The organism is Leifsonia sp. HAY1-4F, from assembly GCF_056755275.1.
In genome coordinates, this window is the sequence record NZ_JBNDHX010000089.1 from 1 (window position 1) to 15,533 (window position 15,533).

Sequence of the window (15,533 nt, forward strand, 5' to 3'; positions counted from 1 at the left end):
GATGATGGACCGGCCGGGCTCGAAGGCGACGACGGGCGTCGGGATCTCGAGCACCTCGCATCCGGTCTGGACGGTCACGGCGATACGACGCGCCAGCTCGTCGATCGACGCAGGATCGTCCGCCGCGGTGTAGGCGATGCCGAATCCGCCGCCGAGGTTCAGCTCGGGCACGTCTCCCCCGGACAACAGCTCCTTGTGAACCGACAGGAGACGCGCCGCGGACTCGACGAAGCCGTCCGCGCCGAAGATCTGCGAGCCGATGTGGCAGTGCAGTCCGCGGAAGTCCAGCGACCCGTGCGACCGGATCAGGGCGACCGCGTCGACCGCCCGGTCGAGAGCGATGCCGAACTTCTGGTCCTCGTGCGCGGTCGCGAGGAAGGCGTGGGTGTGCGCGTGCACACCGCTGTTCACCCGCAGGCGGACGCTCTGCCGGACGCCGTGGCGCTCGGCGGCCTCGGCGACGCGGCCGATCTCCTGGAGGCTGTCGATGACGATCGCGCCGACGCCCGCCCCGACCGCCTGGTCGATCTCGGCGAGCGACTTGTTGTTGCCGTGGAAGCCCAGCCGCTCGGGATCGACGCCCGCGGCGAGAGCGACAGCCAGTTCGCCGCCGGTGCAGACGTCGATGTTCAGGCCGGCCTCATCCATCCACCGCGCCACCTCGATGCTGAGGAACGCCTTGCCCGCGTAGTAGACCTTCGCGGCGGTCCCCACCTCGGCGAAGGCCCGGTCGAACGCCCGGCACACCTCGGCGGCACGGGCGCGGGCGTCGGCCTCGTCCACCACGTACAGCGGCGTCCCGAACCGCTCGGCAAGCGCACCGGCGGCCACACCGCCGACGACGAGCTCACCGTCGACGCGGGCGGTCGTGCGGGACCAGAGCCCGGCAACGAGAGCGTTCGCGTCCTCGGGGACATGCAGCCACGGCGGGGCGAGCGGGTTGGGTGCGGCATCGGAACGGGCCATAGGGAACCTCACGGGTGGTGACGAGTGGGGGTCTCACAGGCGAGCGGACCCGGATTGGTCCCTGAAGCCGGATGGAGATGACATCAGAAGTCTATCGGGGCCTCGTGCAGCCCCCCTTGCGTGTTACGAACAGCTCCCCTTGCTGGTGAGGAAGCGCTGGTCGAGGACGAAGTCGCTCGCGGTGAGCTCGACGGTCGCCTCGGTCGGCGTCACGGCGATGTTCGCGACCTGGACGCCGTTCGGGAGGTATTGGGCGGCACAGACAGGGAACGGGCCGCGCGCCGTGAGCGCCTCGAGCAGCCGGCCGAGGTCCACGCTGCCCGCGCCCGTCTTCAGCGACGCCTTGTCCGGCTGCAGCAGCACCTGCTTGCCGTCCGCCTTCGGCGTCGCCGTGACCGTGTACCCGACCGGGAGGCCGAGCAGATCGATCTTGCCGTCGTAGCCGATGGTGCCGGACCCGAGGGTGATGTCCCCGGTCGCGCCGGGGATCTTCACGAGCGTGTTGAGGGCGGCCGGGCCGATGGACAGCGTCCCTGTCGCATCCGCGACGGGCTTGGAGAAGTCGGTGGGGACTCCGGTGGCGACGATCGTCGCGTTCAGCGGCGCCCCTTGCACGACCAGCTGGGGCGCATCCAGCTCAATGCGCTCGAAGCTCCCGGAGAGGTACTGCTGCAGCACCGAGAACCCGCCGATATGGGTGGAGACCTGTCCGCTCACCCCCGCGGGGAGGTTCTTCTCGATCTCGGCCGAGACGCGCTGCTCCGCATACGCGCGGGCGACGCTGTCGACCACGACCAGCAGGACGACGACTGCGACCACCGGGATGCCGACAGTGAGCAGCAGTCGCTGCCAGCGAGGCCGGAGGCTCCCGCTGGGCGCGGGCGTCTCCGGTTCCGTCGACTGCTTCGTGGTGTCGTCGCTCATCCGGTCGTCCCTCCGTTCGGTCGTGGTGCGGTCGGGCGTCTACATGCGGTCCGGCGCGGACACCCCCACGAGGCCGAGGCCATTGCGGATGACCTGACCGGTCGCGTCGTTCAGCCAGAGGCGCGTGCGGTGCAGATCGGTCACGGGCTCCTCGCCGTGCGGGAGCACGCGCGTCGAACCGTCCCTCACTGCGTACCACGCGTGGTACAGGCCCGCCAGCTCTTCGATGTAGCGCGCGACGCGGTGCGGCTCCCGGAGTTCGGCCGCGAGCGCCACTACGCGAGGAAACTCCTGCAGGCCACCCAGCAGCGCCGACTCGGTCTCGTGCGTCAGCAGTTCCGGCGCGAACGCGCTGTGGTCGACCCCGGACTTCTCGGCGTTCGCGGCGACCGACCGGGTCCGCGCGTGAGCGTACTGGACGTAGTAGACAGGGTTGTCGTTGCTGCGCTTGGTCAGTAGGTCGAGGTCGATGTCGAGCTGCGAGTCGGTCGAGGAGCGCACCAGGGCATACCGCGCCGCATCGACGCCCACCGCATCCACCAGGTCGTCGAGCGTCACGATCGTTCCGGCACGCTTGGACATGCGGACCGGCTCGCCGTCCTTCAGCAGGTTGACCATCTGGCCGATGAGGATCTGGAGGTTGACGTTCGGCACATCCCCGAACGCCTCGACCATCGCCATCATGCGGCCGATGTAGCCGTGGTGGTCGGCGCCGAGCATGATGATGTTCTGCTCGAAGCCCCGCTCGCGCTTGTCGAGGTAGTAGCCCAGGTCGCCGGAGATGTACGCGGGCTCGCCGTTCGACCGGATCACGACGCGGTCGCGGTCGTCGCCGAACGCCGTGGTGCGCAGCCAGATGGCGCCGTCGGCCTCGAAGATGTGGCCCTGCTCCTGGAGGCGTGCGATGGCGCGCTCGACCGCTCCGGACTCGTGCAGCGAATCCTCATGGAAGTACACGTCGAAGTCGACGCCGAAGGCGTGCAGGCGCGCCTTGATCTCCGCGAACATCAGCTGGGTGCCGATCGAGCGGAACACCTCCTGCTGCTGCTCGCGCGGGAGGCCCGCGAGGTCGCCGCCGGTCTCGTCCGCCGCATAGGCGGCTGCGACGCGCTCGGCGATCTCGCCGATGTACGCGCCGCCGTAGCCGTCCTCCGGTGTCGGCTCGCCGAGGTAGGCGGCCAGCAGGCTGCGTGCGAACCGATCGATCTGCGAACCGTGGTCGTTGAAGTAGTACTCGCGGGTGACGTCCGCGCCTTCGGCCTGCAGGATGCGCGCCAGGCTGTCGCCGACGGCCGCCCAGCGGGCTCCGCCGATGTGGACGGGGCCGGTGGGGTTGGCGGACACGAACTCCAGATTCACCCGCAGGCCGTCGTAGGTGTGACCGCGGCCGTAGGCGTCGCCCGCGTCGACGATGGTCTTGGCCAGGAGTCCTGCGGCAGCCGCATCCAGCCGGAAGTTGATGAAGCCCGGGCCGGCCACCTCGGCGGAGGCGACGCCGTCGATGCCGGCCGCAGCGGTGGCGATCTCACCCGCGAGTTCGCGGGGGTTCGCACCGACCCTCTTGGCCAGGCGCATCGCCACATTGGACGCCCAGTCGCCGTGGTCGCGGTTCTTGGGCCGCTCCAGCGGCACGTCGTCCGTGGTCAGGGACAGCTCGGGGACGTCGGCGCCGCCCTCGCGTCGCCGCTCGACCACCGTCGTCACGATGTCGAGGAGTGCGGCGGAGAGGTCAGCGGGAGTCATGAGCAACGATTCTACCGGGATGCCCGGGGCCGCTCCCGCGGTCCCCACCGGCCGAATTGATAGGGTCAACCCGACGCGCGCCCGGACGCCGCGCGCCGAGCAGAAAGACGAGACGAATGCCCTCCACTTCCCGCCGCTTCGCCCTTCTCGCCGCGACCGCCGCCGCGGGCCTCATCGTTGCCGCCCTCGCCGGCTGCACGTCGACGGCCAAGCCGCCGGTATCCTCCGACGGACCCGCCGCGGCGAGCGACTCACCGTCGGCCGGCCCGACGCCCACGCCGACCCCGACCGACCCGCCGACCCCCGTAGGGCTCACCTGCGATCAGGTGCTGACCGCCGACCAGCTCTACGCGTTCAATCCGAACTACGGAGTCGACCCGGACTACGCACCGAAGAGCGGAACGCTCGAGAAGAAGATCGTGGACTGGCAGGGAGTGTCCTGCGCCTGGAAGAACCAGACCAGCGGACAAGTGGTCCAGGTCGCTGTCGCCAAGCCGCCGGCCAGCCAGCTGGAAGGCCTGAAGAACGCGGCGATCACCACCTCCAAGCCGGTGCCCACCTACGGCGTTCCCCCGCAGGTGGAAGGCTACTTCGAGCCCGGCACCTCGGGTCAGGTTCAGATCTTCCGCGGCAGCTACTGGGTGGTCGCGGAGTCCGGCGCCTTCTTCGAACCGGGCGATGCCGCACCGCTGATGCAGAGCGTCCTGGGCAACATTCCCGCGTCCTGACGGACGGCCGCCCGGATTCACGGACGCGGCGGAGGGGATGCTAGCCTGGTGAGCACCCTGGCCCCCATAGCTCAGGGGATAGAGCGTCTGCCTCCGGAGCAGAAGGCCGTAGGTTCAAATCCTACTGGGGGCACCATCCATCCATCACTCCATGGCACCGCGCCGGTCGCCGACGTGACCTTCGTTGTCAGGCGTCGCGGAGATACGACGACACCGCCGGCCCGGGTCGCAGCACGCCGTTCACTATCGCTTCGATGGCGAACGCGCTGGCCCGCGCGAGGTCGATCGCCGTCGGGTCGAGGAGCCACTGCAGCTGCAGTCCGTCCATGACGGCGAGGATCGACGCTGCGGCCTGGTCGATCGTGCCGGGGTCCTCCACGCCCTCCTGCGCGCACAGCTCGCGGAAAGCGGCGTCGATCTCGCCGCGCAGCACGCGGTAGCGGTCGTGGAAGTAGGCGGTCGCGGGATGCTCGTCGGTCACCGACTCGGCCGACAGCACGGTGTAGACCTGCACGATGCCCGGGCGCAGCACGTTCCGCTCCGCGGTCTCGACCAGGTGCTGGAATAGCGCAGGACCGCCCGGGATGTGTCGCCCGGCGAGGTGTGCGACGTCGTCCTGGTCTCGGAACTCGAGCACCTCGCGGAGCAGGTTCTGCTTGGAGCCGAAGTGGTGCAGGACGCCGGCGTGGGTGATCCCGACCTGTTCGGCGATGTCGGCGAGCGTCCCGTTGGTGGATCCCTTCGTGCCGAAGGTCTCGATCGCCGCTCGCAGGATCTTCTCGCGCTTGCGCTCGGTCTCCGGCCGCGGAGTGGCGCTGCTGCTGCTCGTGGCCATCCCGAATCGCTTCCTGCTCGTTCTGCTTGCGAATGAGCTTACCACCCAGTAACCTCACCCCAACGTGCTTTCTGACCAGTAAGCAAGTTACTGTTCCACGACATTCCGCAGCACCCAGGGCACAAGGGATGTGCCCGAGACGAAGGAGAAGCAATGAGGCTTAGGAAGTACTTGATCACGGCATCCGCGGTCGCGGCCATCGGAGCGATGGCGCTCACCGGCTGCTCGTCCGACGGGTCGGCGAAGGCCGGCGGGTCCACCGGGGGCTCCCTCACCGTCGCGAAGCCCGACGGCGCCGCCATCCTCGCAACGCAGATCAACAACCCGTTCATCACCACCGGTTCCGGTATGTCGCTCGGGTACGACCGGATGATCTACGAGCCGCTGGCGATCGTCAACCCGGTCGGCAAGAACGAGACCACCCCCTGGCTCGCCTCGAAGGTCCAGTGGAACGCCGCATACACGCAGCTGACCGTCACCCCGCGGACGGGCGTGAAGTGGAGCGACGGCAAGCCGTTCACGGCCGACGACATCGTCTTCACCTACACGCTGATCAAGAACACCCCGGCTCTCGACCTCGGCGGCCTGAAGCTGACGGACATCAAGAAGGAGGGCGCGAACGTCGTCCTGAACTTCGGCGAGTCGAAGTTCGTCAAGCAGGGCGACGTGCTCCAGGTGGCCATGGTGCCCGAGCACCAGTGGAAAACCATCGCCGACCCGACGAAGGACGCGGTGAAGGATGCCATCGGCACCGGCCCGTACACGATCAAGACCTTCTCGTCGCAGGGCGTCGTCCTCAAGGCGCGCACGGACTACTGGGGCGGCACCGTCCCGGTCGCCGAGCTGAAGTACCTCGAGTACAACGACAACACCGGCCTCCTCCGCGCGCTGCAGAGCGGCGAGACGGACTGGGCGCAGATCTTCATCACCGACTACCAGAAGAACTACGTGGACAAGGACCCGAAGCACAACGTGTTCTGGGGCGCCAACGTGCTCAGCCCGGACATGATCGTCGTCAACACGACCAAGGCGCCGTTCAACGACGTCGCGTTCCGCAAGGCCGTCAACATGGTCGTCGACCGCAAGGCACACGCCGAGAAGGCCCGCAGCAACGCCGGCCCCGAGCTGACCAACGTCACGGGCATCCCGCAGCCCACCGGCGACCAGTACATCGCGTCCGCCTACAAGGACAAGACGTTCACGATCGACGTCGACGGCGCCAAGAAGGTCCTCTCCGACGCGGGCTACACGTGGAAGGACGGCGCCCTGATCGACCCGAAGGGCTCCCCCGTCTCCTTCACCCTGCAGGACCCGCAGGGCTGGAACGACTACGTCACCGGCATCCAGCTGGCTGCGACGCAGATCAAGAGCACCCTCGGCGCCGACGCGAAGGTCGCCACCCCGGATGCCGACACCTGGTTCGCCAACATGGCCTCCGGCAACTTCGACGCCGCTCTGCACTGGAGCGGCTCGGGCTCGAACCCGTGGCACATCTACGACGACGTCATGAACAGCAGCTACCTCGACCAGGCCGCCGACGGCAAGGTCTCGGACAACTTCGGGCGCTACAGCAACCCGGAGGCCACCGCCCTGCTCAAGGAGTACGCGCAGGCGTCCGACGACGGCGCCCGCACCGCCGCCCTCGAGAAGCTGCAGAAGATCTTCGTCGAGGACGTCCCCGCCATCGCGATCGGCACCCACCCGCAGCTGGCCGAGTACAACACCCGGAAGTTCACGGGCTGGCCGAGCGAGAAGGACCAGTACGCGACCGCCGACCCGACGCAGCCGTCGGCCGTCCAGGTGCTGATGAACCTGAAACCCGCAGGCAAGTAGTCACCGAACGCGTCCGGGGCGGGCGAGGGCATCGTGCCCGCGGCCGCCCCGGACGATCCGCGGACAGCAGGAAAGCGATGCCCTCATGACAGACACCCTTCTCTCGGTGCGCGACTTCTCGGTCGTGTACGACGTGGATCCGCCGGTCGCGGCGGTCAAGAACGTCACTCTCGACATCCGGCGCGGCGAGATCGTCGGCCTCGCCGGCGAAAGCGGCTGCGGCAAGACCACGCTCGCGTACGGCGTGCAGCGCCTGCTCAAGCCGCCGGCCGTGATCACCAGCGGCAGCGTCGTCTTCCACGACGAGTCCGGCGCCGACGTCGACATCAACTCCCTCGACGCGGAGCAGATGCGCCGATTCCGGTGGGACAAGGTCTCGATGGTCTTCCAGGGGGCCATGAACGCCCTCAACCCGGTGGCCACCATCGGATCGCAGCTCGACGACGTCTTCAGGGTGCACCGTCCGCGGATGACCCGCCCGGAGCGCCGCGCGGCGGTGACCGACCTCCTCGAGCTCGTGAAGGTGGGCGGTCAGCGACTGCGCTCCTACCCGCACGAGCTCTCCGGCGGCATGCGCCAGCGGGTCATGATCGCCATGGCCCTCGCGCTGCGTCCGCAGCTCATGGTGATGGACGAGCCCACGACCGCTCTGGACGTGCTCGTGCAGCGCGAGATCCTCAAGCAGATCTCGCAGCTCCGCCACGATTTCGGGTTCTCGGTCGTGTTCATCACGCACGACCTGCCTCTGCTGCTGGAGATCAGCGACCGCATCGCGATCATGCGCGACGGCGAGATCGTCGAACTCGCACCGGCCCAGCAGATCTGGACCGACCCCCAGCACGAGTACACCCGCACGCTCCTCCGGTCGTTCCCTCGGCTCACGGGAGAGAGAGGAGTGGTCGTCCGATGACCACGCTCGAGTTCCGGAACGTCACCAAGATCTACAACGTCCGCGGATCCGGACAGCTCAAGGCCCTGGACGACGTCAGCTTCACGCTGGCCCCGCGCCAGACCATCGGCCTGGTCGGTCAGTCGGGCAGCGGCAAGTCGACGATCGCGAAGATCCTCACCCAGCTGGAGACTCCCACGCGCGGCACGGTGCTGCTCGACGGCGCCCCGATCCCACGGGCCGGCACGCGGCTGCGGCGCTACCGTCAGCAGTTGCGCATGGTCTTCCAGGACCCGTTCGCCTCGCTGAACCCCTCGCACTCGATCCGTCACCACATCGAGCGCCCGCTCCGGCTGGACCATGTAGTCCCGCGCGCGGAGGTCGACGACGAGGTCCGGCGCCTCCTGCGGCGCGTCCAGCTGGATGCGGACGCGGTGATCGACCGCCGGCCGCACGAGCTCTCCGGCGGCCAGCGTCAGCGCGTGGCCATCGCCCGGGCGCTCGCCTCCCGGCCCGCTCTGCTGGTGGCCGACGAGCCGGTGTCGATGCTCGACGTCTCGCTCCGCCTCGGCGTTCTGAACCTGCTCGCCGACCTGCAGCGCGAAGTCGGGCTCGGGGTGCTCTACATCACCCACGACCTGGCCACAGCGCGCCACTTCAGCGACGAGATCATCGTGCTCAACCAGGGCAGGATCGTCGAGCACGGCCTCGCCGACGACGTCATCCTTCGCCCGAAGAACCCATACACGCGCGAACTCCGCGCCGCGTCCCCCGATCCCGACGAACATTTCGGGTCGCTGACCCCACAGACTGCAGGAGGTGCGCTGTGAGTGCCGAAGCCACGACATCCGCCGACCCGACGCTCGTCGGGACCACGGCGACCCGGGCCGAGCGGGGCGGCGTCCGAGTCCCCTGGCGTTTCATCGGCGGCCGGGTGGCCTTCTACGCCTTCACGCTGTGGGCGGCCATCACCATCAACTTCTTCCTGCCACGCCTGTTGAAGGGCGATGCCGTCGACGCCTACATGGCTCGCAGCCAGGGCCAGCTCACCCCCGCCGCGGAGAAGGCGCTGCGCCTGATGTTCGGCGTCGACCACTCCGTGCCGCTCTGGCAGCAGTACCTCGACTACTGGAACATGCTGCTGCACGGCAACCTGGGCGTCTCGATCTCCACCGGCATGGCGCCCGTCGGCGACGCGATCGCCTCCGCCCTGCCGTGGACGCTCTGCCTGGTCGGCTTCGCGACGGTGATCTCGTTCTTGATCGGGACAAGCCTCGGAGCTGTGATCGGCTGGAAGCGCGGCAGCCGGCTGGACCTGTTCGTCCCTGCGACGACGTTCCTCGGGACGGTGCCCTACTTCTGGCTCGGCCTCATCTTCATCGCGATCTTCTCGACGACGCTCGGCTGGTTCCCCGCGGGACACGCCTACGAACTCGGCGTCGAGCCGGGATGGAACGGGGAGTTCATCGGCCAGGTGATCTCCCACGGCGCCCTGCCGATGCTCACGATCGTGGTCGTCTCGCTCGGCGGCTGGGTGCTCGGCATGCGCAACATGATGCTCACCGTCCTCGACGAGGACTACATCACCGTCGCGCAGGCGAAGGGCATGCCGAACCGGCGTGTGCTGTGGCGCTACGCCGCCCGCAACGCGGTGCTCCCGCAGATCCAGAGCTTCGCGCTCGCCCTCGGGTTCATCGTGAGCGGCGCGATCGTGATGGAGATGGTGTTCTCCTACCCGGGCATCGGGCTGCTGCTGCTCAACGCCACCAACGCCAAGGACTACGCGCTGATGCAAGGCATCTTCCTCGTCCTGGTCCTGGCCGTGCTGGTGGCGAACATCCTGGCGGACATCGCCTATGCCATCCTCGACCCCCGCACCCGTCAGACGGAGGCCTGACCATGACCATCGTTTCCCCCCAGGCCGACGTCCCCCAGACGGACCTCCCGCAGCCTGCCGTCCCAAAGAAGGCGACCTTCTGGTCGCAGCTGAAGGCCTCGCTGGCCATGTTCAGCAACCCGAAGTCCGCGACCGGGCTGATCATCCTCGGCGTCTTCGTGCTCGTCGCGATCTTCGCGCCCCTGATCGCGCCGTACGACCCGAACGGGCAGCACCTCCAGGAGACCCTGCAGCCACCGTCGTTCACGCACCTCCTGGGCACGACCCACATCGGCCAGGACGTCTTCAGTCAGCTCGTCTACGGGACCCGGGGCGTCCTCGTCGTCGGCTTCCTCGCCACGATCATGGCCACCGTCGTCGCCATCGTCGTCGGGGTCACCGCCGGCTACCTGCGCGGCTGGAAGAGCGAGTCGCTCTCGGCGCTGTCGAACGTGTTCCTGGTCATCCCGGGACTCCCCCTGATGATCATCGTCGCCTCGCAGTTCGACGACCCGCCCCTGCCGCTCATCGCCGCAGTGCTGGGGCTCACCGGATGGGCATGGGGCGCGCGCGTTCTGCGCGCGCAGACGATGTCGCTACGCAACCGCGACTTCATCCAGGCCGCGAGGGCCAACGGCGAACCGCTGCATCGCGTCATCCTGGTGGAGATGCTGCCCAACCTCCTCGCGATCATCGCGTCGAGCTTCGTGGGCACGATGACGGCCGCCGTGCTGGGCTTGACCACTCTCGCGTTCATCGGTGTCATCCCGGTATCGAACCTGAACTGGGGCACGATCCTGTTCTGGGCGCAGCAGAACAACGCCTTCCCCGACTACTGGTGGTGGTACGTCCCCGCGGGACTCTGCATCGCCTTTCTCGGCGTCGCGCTGGCTCTGATCAACTTCGGCATCGACGAGTACGTCAACCCGCGCCTCCGCTCGGCCGGCGAGCGCGCCCGTGCGATGAAGCGCAAGGGCATGAACGTCAACGCCGCCGTCACCCAGGTCCGCACCCCGGCCATCCCGACCGCTCCCGCCGGACCCACCGCTCCCACCGGAGCCTCGCAGGAAAGCACCACCGCATGACCTCCCTCCTCCCATCCGCGAGCGCCGCGCCCGGGCACGATGCTCTCCCCTACCGGGATCCGTCGCTCACCACCGCCGAACGCGTCCGCGACCTCCTGGGCCGTATGACGGTGGAGGAGAAGGTGGGGCAGATGCTGCAGCTCGACGCGCGCGACGACCTGCGCGACCACGTGCTGCGGCGCCACGCCGGCTCCCTCCTGCACACGTCGCCGGAGCGCATCGTGGAGGCGAACCGGCTCACGGCTCTCACCCGCCTTCGGATCCCGCTGCTGGTCGGCGAGGACTGCATCCACGGGCACTCGTTCTGGCCGGGCGCGACGATCTACCCCACCCAGCTCGGCATGGCCGCGTCGTGGGATGCGGAACTGATCGAGCGCGTCGCGCGCGCCAGCGCGGAGGAGGTCGCCGCGACCGGCGTGCACTGGACGTTCTCGCCGGTGCTGTGCATCGCACGCGACCTGCGCTGGGGGCGGGTCGGCGAGACCTTCGGCGAGGACCCGTTCCTCATCGGCGAGCTCGCCGCCGCCATGGTGCGCGGCTACCAAGGGACGGGGCTGGACGACCCGTCCGCGATCCTCGCCACCGCGAAGCACTTCGCCGGGTACTCGGAGACCCAGGGCGGACGCGACGCCAGCGAGGCCGACATCTCGCGCCGCAAGCTGCGCAGCTGGTTCCTGCCGCCCTTCGAGCGCGTCGCACGCGAGGGATGCCGGACCTTCATGCTCGGCTACCAGAGCACGGACGGCGTGCCGATCACGGTGAACGACTGGCTGCTCAACGATGTGCTCCGCGGGGAGTGGGGATACACCGGCACCCTCATCACCGACTGGGACAACGTGGGCCGCATGGTCTGGGAGCAGAAGGTCCAGCCCGACTACGCCCACGCTGCGGCTGCCGCCGTGCGGGCCGGGAACGACATGGTCATGACGACCCCGATGTTCTTCGAGGGGGCTCTGGAGGCGGTCGAGCGGGGGATGCTCGCCGAGGACGCCTTCGACGCGGCCGTCGCCCGCATCCTGACGCTGAAGTTCGACCTGGGCCTGTTCGAGGATCCACGTCTCCCCTCCCCCGAACTCGACACCGTCGTCGGCAGCGCCGCGCACACAGAGCTCAACCTCGAGGTCGCACGCCGGTCGATCGTGCTGCTCGAGAACGACGGGACGCTGCCGCTGGCGGCACCTCTCCGGGTGGCGGTCGTCGGTCCCCTCGCCGACGATGCGCAGACCCAGCTCGGCGACTGGGCCGGCGGATCCGGTCAGGCCGGCTGGGTCGACGGCCAGCCGCGCGACATGATCACGACGGTGCTCGACGGCCTGCGCGCGCTCGACGGCTGGGACGTCCGCCACGCCCGCGGCGCGGACATCCTCACGCTCGACGTCGACTCGCGCGGCTCGACGTTCCCCGACGGGCAGCCGCGTCCGGCCGTGGTCGTCCCCTGCGCTCCCGACGGTGACCTGATCGACGAGGCGGTCGCCGCCGCTGCGGCGTCCGACGTCGTCGTCGCCGTCGTCGGCGACCGCATCGAGCTCGTCGGCGAGGGCCGCTCCACGGCGACGCTGGAGCTGATCGGCGGTCAGATCGCGCTGCTCGACGCGATGATCGCGACCGGGAAGCCCGTCGTCGTGGTGCTCCTGGCCTCCAAGCCGCTCGTACTGCCGGCATCGGTCGCGAAGGCCGCCGCGGTGCTCTGGGCCGCGAATCCCGGGATGCGGGGCGGCCAGGCGATCGCCGAGCTCCTCGCCGGGCGGATCGAACCCTCGGGCCGGCTGCCGATCTCCTTTGCCCGTCACGTCGGCCAGCAGCCGACGTACTACAACCAGCTCCGCGGGCAGCACGGCGACCGCTACGCCGACCTCACCCAGCAGCCCGCGTGGGTGTTCGGGGAGGGCCTGTCGTACACGACGGTCGAGTACGAGGACCTGGTGCTCGCCCGCACCGAGCTCGTCGTCGACGACGACATCGTCGCCGAGGTCACCGTGCGCAACACCGGGGGACGTCCCGTCCGCGAGACGGTGCAGGTCTACGTTCGCGACGCGGTGACAAGCGTGAGCTGGACGGACCGCGAGCTGAAGGCCTACCGCCAGGTCGACCTGGCTCCGGGCGCATCCGAGCGCGTCCGCATCCGGCTCCCGGTCGCGGACTGCACGATCGTGGACGCCGGCGGCGCCCGCGTCGTCGAGCCTGGGGCGTTCGAGCTGCTCGTCGGGCCCTCCTCGCGGGAGGCGTCGCTGCTGTCGGCCGGTTTCGAGGTGGTCGCGGGCGGCGCGCATATCATTCGCTGATCGGCGACCGGCGCAATAGGATCAGGCGCGGGATGGACTGTTCGTACTTCGACGCCGGGGTGTGCCGCTCGTGCACGCTGATGGGCGTCCCTTACGCGGAGCAGCTGGAAGGCAAGGATCGGCTGGCTCGCGACCTGCTCGCCCCGTTCGGCGACGCCGAGTGGCTGGCGCCCGTGGCGAGCGCGGAGGCCGGCTACCGGAACAAAGCCAAGATGGTGATCGGCGGCAGCGCCGACGCGCCGACTGTCGGCATTCTCGACGAGGCCGGCCGCGGCGTCGACCTGCGCGCGTGCGGGATCTGCGCGCCGGGGATCCGCGCGGCACTCCCGGTGCTGGCTGCGTTCGTGACGCGGCAGAATCTGGAGCCGTACAGCGTGCCGGAGCGCCGCGGCGAGCTGAAGTTCGTGCTCGTCACGGAGTCCCCCGACGGCGAGCTGATGATCCGCTTCGTCGCCAGCACGGAGGCAACCGTGCCCCGCGTCCGCGACGGGCTTCCGTGGCTGCTGGACCGGCTGCCGTCCGCGCGCGTGGTCACCGTCAACCTGCAGCCCGAGCACAAGGCCGTCGTCGAAGGCGATACGGAGGTGGTGCTCACCCGCGACTCCGCGCTGCCGATGCGGATGGGGCCGATGTCGTTGCGACTGCGCCCGCAGAGCTTCTTCCAGACGAACACGGCGGTCGCCGTCGAACTGTACGCGCAGGTGGCGTCCTGGGTGGATGCTGTCGCCCCCGCCTCGGTGTGGGACCTGTACTGCGGCGTCGGCGGTTTCGCGTTGCACGTCGCCGCGCCCGGCCGCCGGGTCGTCGGCGTGGAGACCAGCCGGGAGGCCGTCCGGAGCGCCCGCGCGAGCGCCGCGGCCGCCGGGTTCCGCCAGGTGGCGTTCCGCACCGGCGACGCGACCGCGTTCGCGTTGGGCGCCGCGACCGCGCCAGAACTCGTGATCGTCAACCCGCCCCGGCGCGGCATCGGGGCCGCGCTGTCCGGCTGGCTGGAGGGGTCGGGCATCCCGAGCGTCGTCTACTCCAGCTGCAATCCGAGGAGCCTCGCGCACGACCTGGCCCGGATGCCGTCGTACCGCATCCGGGCCGGCCGTGTGCTCGACATGTTCCCGCAGACCGGGCACATGGAGGTGGCGGTGCTGCTGGAGCGGGTGGCCGCCGCCTGAGCCCTCAGCTCCCGGCGGCTCGGCCGTCAGCTCCCGGCGGCTCTGGCCGTCAGCTCGCGGCGGCCTCCCGCTTGGGAAGCTTCCAGCCCGGGCGCACGAAGTGGCAGGTGTAACCCCACGGGATGCGCTCCAGGTAGTCCTGGTGCTCCGCCTCCGCCTCCCAGAAGGGTCCGGCCGCCGTCACCTCGGTGACGACCTTCCCCGGCCAGAGGCCCGACGCATCCACGTCGGCGATGGTGTCCTCGGCGATCCGGCGCTGCTCGTCGTCCACGAAGAAGATCGCGGAGCGGTAGCTGGTGCCGACGTCGTTGCCCTGACGGTTCTTCGTCGACGGGTCGTGGATCTGGAAGAAGAACTCGAGCAGGTCGCGGTAGGTGGTGCGCTCCGGGTCGAACTCGATCTCGATCGCCTCGGCGTGGCTGCCGTGGTTGCGGTAGGTGGCGTTGGGGACGTCGCCGCCGGTGTAGCCCACGCGCGTGCCGACCACGCCCGGGAGCTTGCGGATGAGGTCCTGCATTCCCCAGAAACAGCCTCCGGCGAGGATGGCCTTCTGCGTCATTGTGATGCTCCTTACTTCTCGAAGATGTGGGTGTACTGGCTGTATCCGGCCGCATCCAGCTCGGCGAGCGGGACGAAGCGGAGAGCGGCCGAGTTGATGCAATAGCGCAGCCCTCCGGCCTCGGCCGGACCGTCGTCGAAGAGGTGGCCCAGGTGACTGTCACCGTGGGCGGATCGCACCTCGGTGCGCACCATTCCGTAGGCCCGGTCGACCTTCTCGACGATATTGCCCGGCTCGACCGGAACGGTGAAGCTCGGCCATCCCGAGCGGCTGTCGTACTTGTTCACGGACGCGAAGAGCGGCTCCCCCGACACGACGTCGACGTACAGGCCCTCCTCATGGTTGTTCCAGTACTCGTTGCGGAACGCCGGCTCGGTTGCGGCCTCCTGTGTCACCTCGTACTGACGCGGGGTCAGCCGGGAGACGGCCTCCGGGTCCTTGCGGTAGTCCTGTGTCACGATTCCTCCTCGTGCGGCGCGCTGGCTGCGACGCCGTCAGTAGGTGGAACACGCGAGGGCACCGGCTTGGTCCCGCGCTCCCTGTGAGTTCGCCGAGTGCGCGAGAATGCCATCCATCGCCCGGAGGACGGCCGGCCAGTTCCTGCGAACCTGGGCGGCGGAGACCCGCATACGCGCCAGTCCACGGGC

14 protein-coding genes and 1 tRNA gene are annotated in these 15,533 nt (G+C 69.3%); 9 read left to right on the forward strand and 6 right to left on the reverse strand.

The genetic code is table 11. From position 1 onward, the window contains the following. The 3 genes from ACPYOG_RS15040 to argS form a co-directional block, all read right to left on the reverse strand. The coding region (locus ACPYOG_RS15040) for a diaminopimelate decarboxylase family protein (protein ID WP_481294991.1) at positions 1 to 966 on the reverse strand (966 nt) is incomplete at its 3' end. Positions 967 to 1,089: 123 nt separating this feature from the next. Continuing rightward, entirely contained in the window at positions 1,090 to 1,890 is an 801-nt protein-coding gene (locus ACPYOG_RS15045; protein WP_481294992.1) for an LmeA family phospholipid-binding protein, read from the reverse strand. Positions 1,891 to 1,929: 39 nt separating this feature from the next. Beyond that, on the reverse strand, positions 1,930 to 3,633 hold the full coding sequence (argS, locus tag ACPYOG_RS15050) for an arginine--tRNA ligase (protein WP_481294993.1): 1,704 nt from the start codon (positions 3,631 to 3,633) through the stop codon (positions 1,930 to 1,932). Between the two features lie 116 nt (positions 3,634 to 3,749). Between argS and ACPYOG_RS15055 the strand changes: the two genes are divergently transcribed. Continuing rightward, a complete protein-coding gene (locus ACPYOG_RS15055) occupies positions 3,750 to 4,361 on the forward strand; it encodes an iron ABC transporter ATP-binding protein (RefSeq protein ID WP_481294994.1) in 612 nt (203 codons plus the stop codon). A gap of 60 nt (positions 4,362 to 4,421) precedes the next feature. Beyond that, positions 4,422 to 4,497, forward strand: a tRNA-Arg gene (locus tag ACPYOG_RS15060). 51 nt (positions 4,498 to 4,548) lie between these two features. On the opposite strand, the gene ACPYOG_RS15065 is transcribed toward ACPYOG_RS15060, so the two are convergent. Beyond that, positions 4,549 to 5,196, reverse strand: coding sequence for a TetR/AcrR family transcriptional regulator (locus ACPYOG_RS15065; RefSeq protein WP_481294995.1), 648 nt, complete (start codon positions 5,194 to 5,196; stop codon positions 4,549 to 4,551). Positions 5,197 to 5,349: 153 nt separating this feature from the next. On the opposite strand from ACPYOG_RS15065, the gene ACPYOG_RS15070 reads away from it, so the two are divergent. The 7 genes from ACPYOG_RS15070 (at position 5,350) to rlmC (ending at position 14,327) form a co-directional block, all read left to right on the forward strand. Next, positions 5,350 to 7,029 (forward strand): ABC transporter substrate-binding protein, encoded by a 1,680-nt coding sequence (locus tag ACPYOG_RS15070; RefSeq protein ID WP_481294996.1) that lies wholly within the window; start codon positions 5,350 to 5,352, stop codon positions 7,027 to 7,029. A gap of 85 nt (positions 7,030 to 7,114) precedes the next feature. After that, complete coding sequence (locus ACPYOG_RS15075; protein ID WP_481294997.1) at positions 7,115 to 7,939, forward strand: ABC transporter ATP-binding protein; 825 nt, start codon at positions 7,115 to 7,117, stop codon at positions 7,937 to 7,939. Then, on the forward strand, positions 7,936 to 8,748 hold the full coding sequence (locus tag ACPYOG_RS15080) for an ABC transporter ATP-binding protein (RefSeq protein WP_481294998.1): 813 nt from the start codon (positions 7,936 to 7,938) through the stop codon (positions 8,746 to 8,748). Before ACPYOG_RS15075 ends, ACPYOG_RS15080 begins: the two co-directional genes overlap by 4 nt. Further along, positions 8,745 to 9,815, forward strand: a complete 1,071-nt coding sequence (locus ACPYOG_RS15085) for an ABC transporter permease (protein WP_481294999.1) — start codon at positions 8,745 to 8,747, stop codon at positions 9,813 to 9,815. The genes ACPYOG_RS15080 and ACPYOG_RS15085 overlap by 4 nt, the downstream gene beginning before the upstream one ends. A gap of 2 nt (positions 9,816 to 9,817) precedes the next feature. Further along, positions 9,818 to 10,879, forward strand: a complete 1,062-nt coding sequence (locus tag ACPYOG_RS15090) for an ABC transporter permease (RefSeq protein WP_481295000.1) — start codon at positions 9,818 to 9,820, stop codon at positions 10,877 to 10,879. Beyond that, positions 10,876 to 13,161 carry an exo-beta-d-1,3/1,6-glucosidase gene (locus tag ACPYOG_RS15095; protein WP_481295001.1) on the forward strand — a complete coding sequence of 762 codons (2,286 nt, stop codon included), beginning with the start codon at positions 10,876 to 10,878 and terminating at the stop codon, positions 13,159 to 13,161. The genes ACPYOG_RS15090 and ACPYOG_RS15095 overlap by 4 nt, the downstream gene beginning before the upstream one ends. A 32-nt stretch (positions 13,162 to 13,193) precedes the next feature. Next, a complete protein-coding gene (gene rlmC, locus ACPYOG_RS15100; protein ID WP_481295002.1) occupies positions 13,194 to 14,327 on the forward strand; it encodes a 23S rRNA (uracil(747)-C(5))-methyltransferase RlmC in 1,134 nt (377 codons plus the stop codon). A gap of 49 nt (positions 14,328 to 14,376) precedes the next feature. Here rlmC and msrA read toward each other — a convergent pair whose 3' ends face one another. Then, complete coding sequence (msrA, locus tag ACPYOG_RS15105) at positions 14,377 to 14,886, reverse strand: peptide-methionine (S)-S-oxide reductase MsrA (RefSeq protein ID WP_481295003.1); 510 nt, start codon at positions 14,884 to 14,886, stop codon at positions 14,377 to 14,379. A gap of 11 nt (positions 14,887 to 14,897) precedes the next feature. Then, positions 14,898 to 15,344, reverse strand: a complete 447-nt coding sequence (gene msrB, locus ACPYOG_RS15110; RefSeq protein WP_481295004.1) for a peptide-methionine (R)-S-oxide reductase MsrB — start codon at positions 15,342 to 15,344, stop codon at positions 14,898 to 14,900. Positions 15,345 to 15,533 lie beyond the last annotated feature (189 nt).

What these genes read in the sequence shown, in the direction of transcription:
- ACPYOG_RS15045 (WP_481294992.1), bottom strand. Translation starts at nt 1,890, where the DNA reads ATGAGCGACGACACCACGAAGCAGTCGACGGAACCGGAGACGCCCGCG.
- msrA (WP_481295003.1), bottom strand. Translation starts at nt 14,886, where the DNA reads ATGACGCAGAAGGCCATCCTCGCCGGAGGCTGTTTCTGGGGAATGCAG.
- ACPYOG_RS15090 (WP_481295000.1), top strand. Translation starts at nt 9,818, where the DNA reads ATGACCATCGTTTCCCCCCAGGCCGACGTCCCCCAGACGGACCTCCCG.
- ACPYOG_RS15080 (WP_481294998.1), top strand. Translation starts at nt 7,936, where the DNA reads ATGACCACGCTCGAGTTCCGGAACGTCACCAAGATCTACAACGTCCGC.
- ACPYOG_RS15065 (WP_481294995.1), bottom strand. Translation starts at nt 5,196, where the DNA reads ATGGCCACGAGCAGCAGCAGCGCCACTCCGCGGCCGGAGACCGAGCGC.
- ACPYOG_RS15075 (WP_481294997.1), top strand. Translation starts at nt 7,115, where the DNA reads ATGACAGACACCCTTCTCTCGGTGCGCGACTTCTCGGTCGTGTACGAC.
- ACPYOG_RS15095 (WP_481295001.1), top strand. Translation starts at nt 10,876, where the DNA reads ATGACCTCCCTCCTCCCATCCGCGAGCGCCGCGCCCGGGCACGATGCT.
- ACPYOG_RS15070 (WP_481294996.1), top strand. Translation starts at nt 5,350, where the DNA reads ATGAGGCTTAGGAAGTACTTGATCACGGCATCCGCGGTCGCGGCCATC.
- argS (WP_481294993.1), bottom strand. Translation starts at nt 3,633, where the DNA reads ATGACTCCCGCTGACCTCTCCGCCGCACTCCTCGACATCGTGACGACG.
- ACPYOG_RS15055 (WP_481294994.1), top strand. Translation starts at nt 3,750, where the DNA reads ATGCCCTCCACTTCCCGCCGCTTCGCCCTTCTCGCCGCGACCGCCGCC.
- rlmC (WP_481295002.1), top strand. Translation starts at nt 13,194, where the DNA reads ATGGACTGTTCGTACTTCGACGCCGGGGTGTGCCGCTCGTGCACGCTG.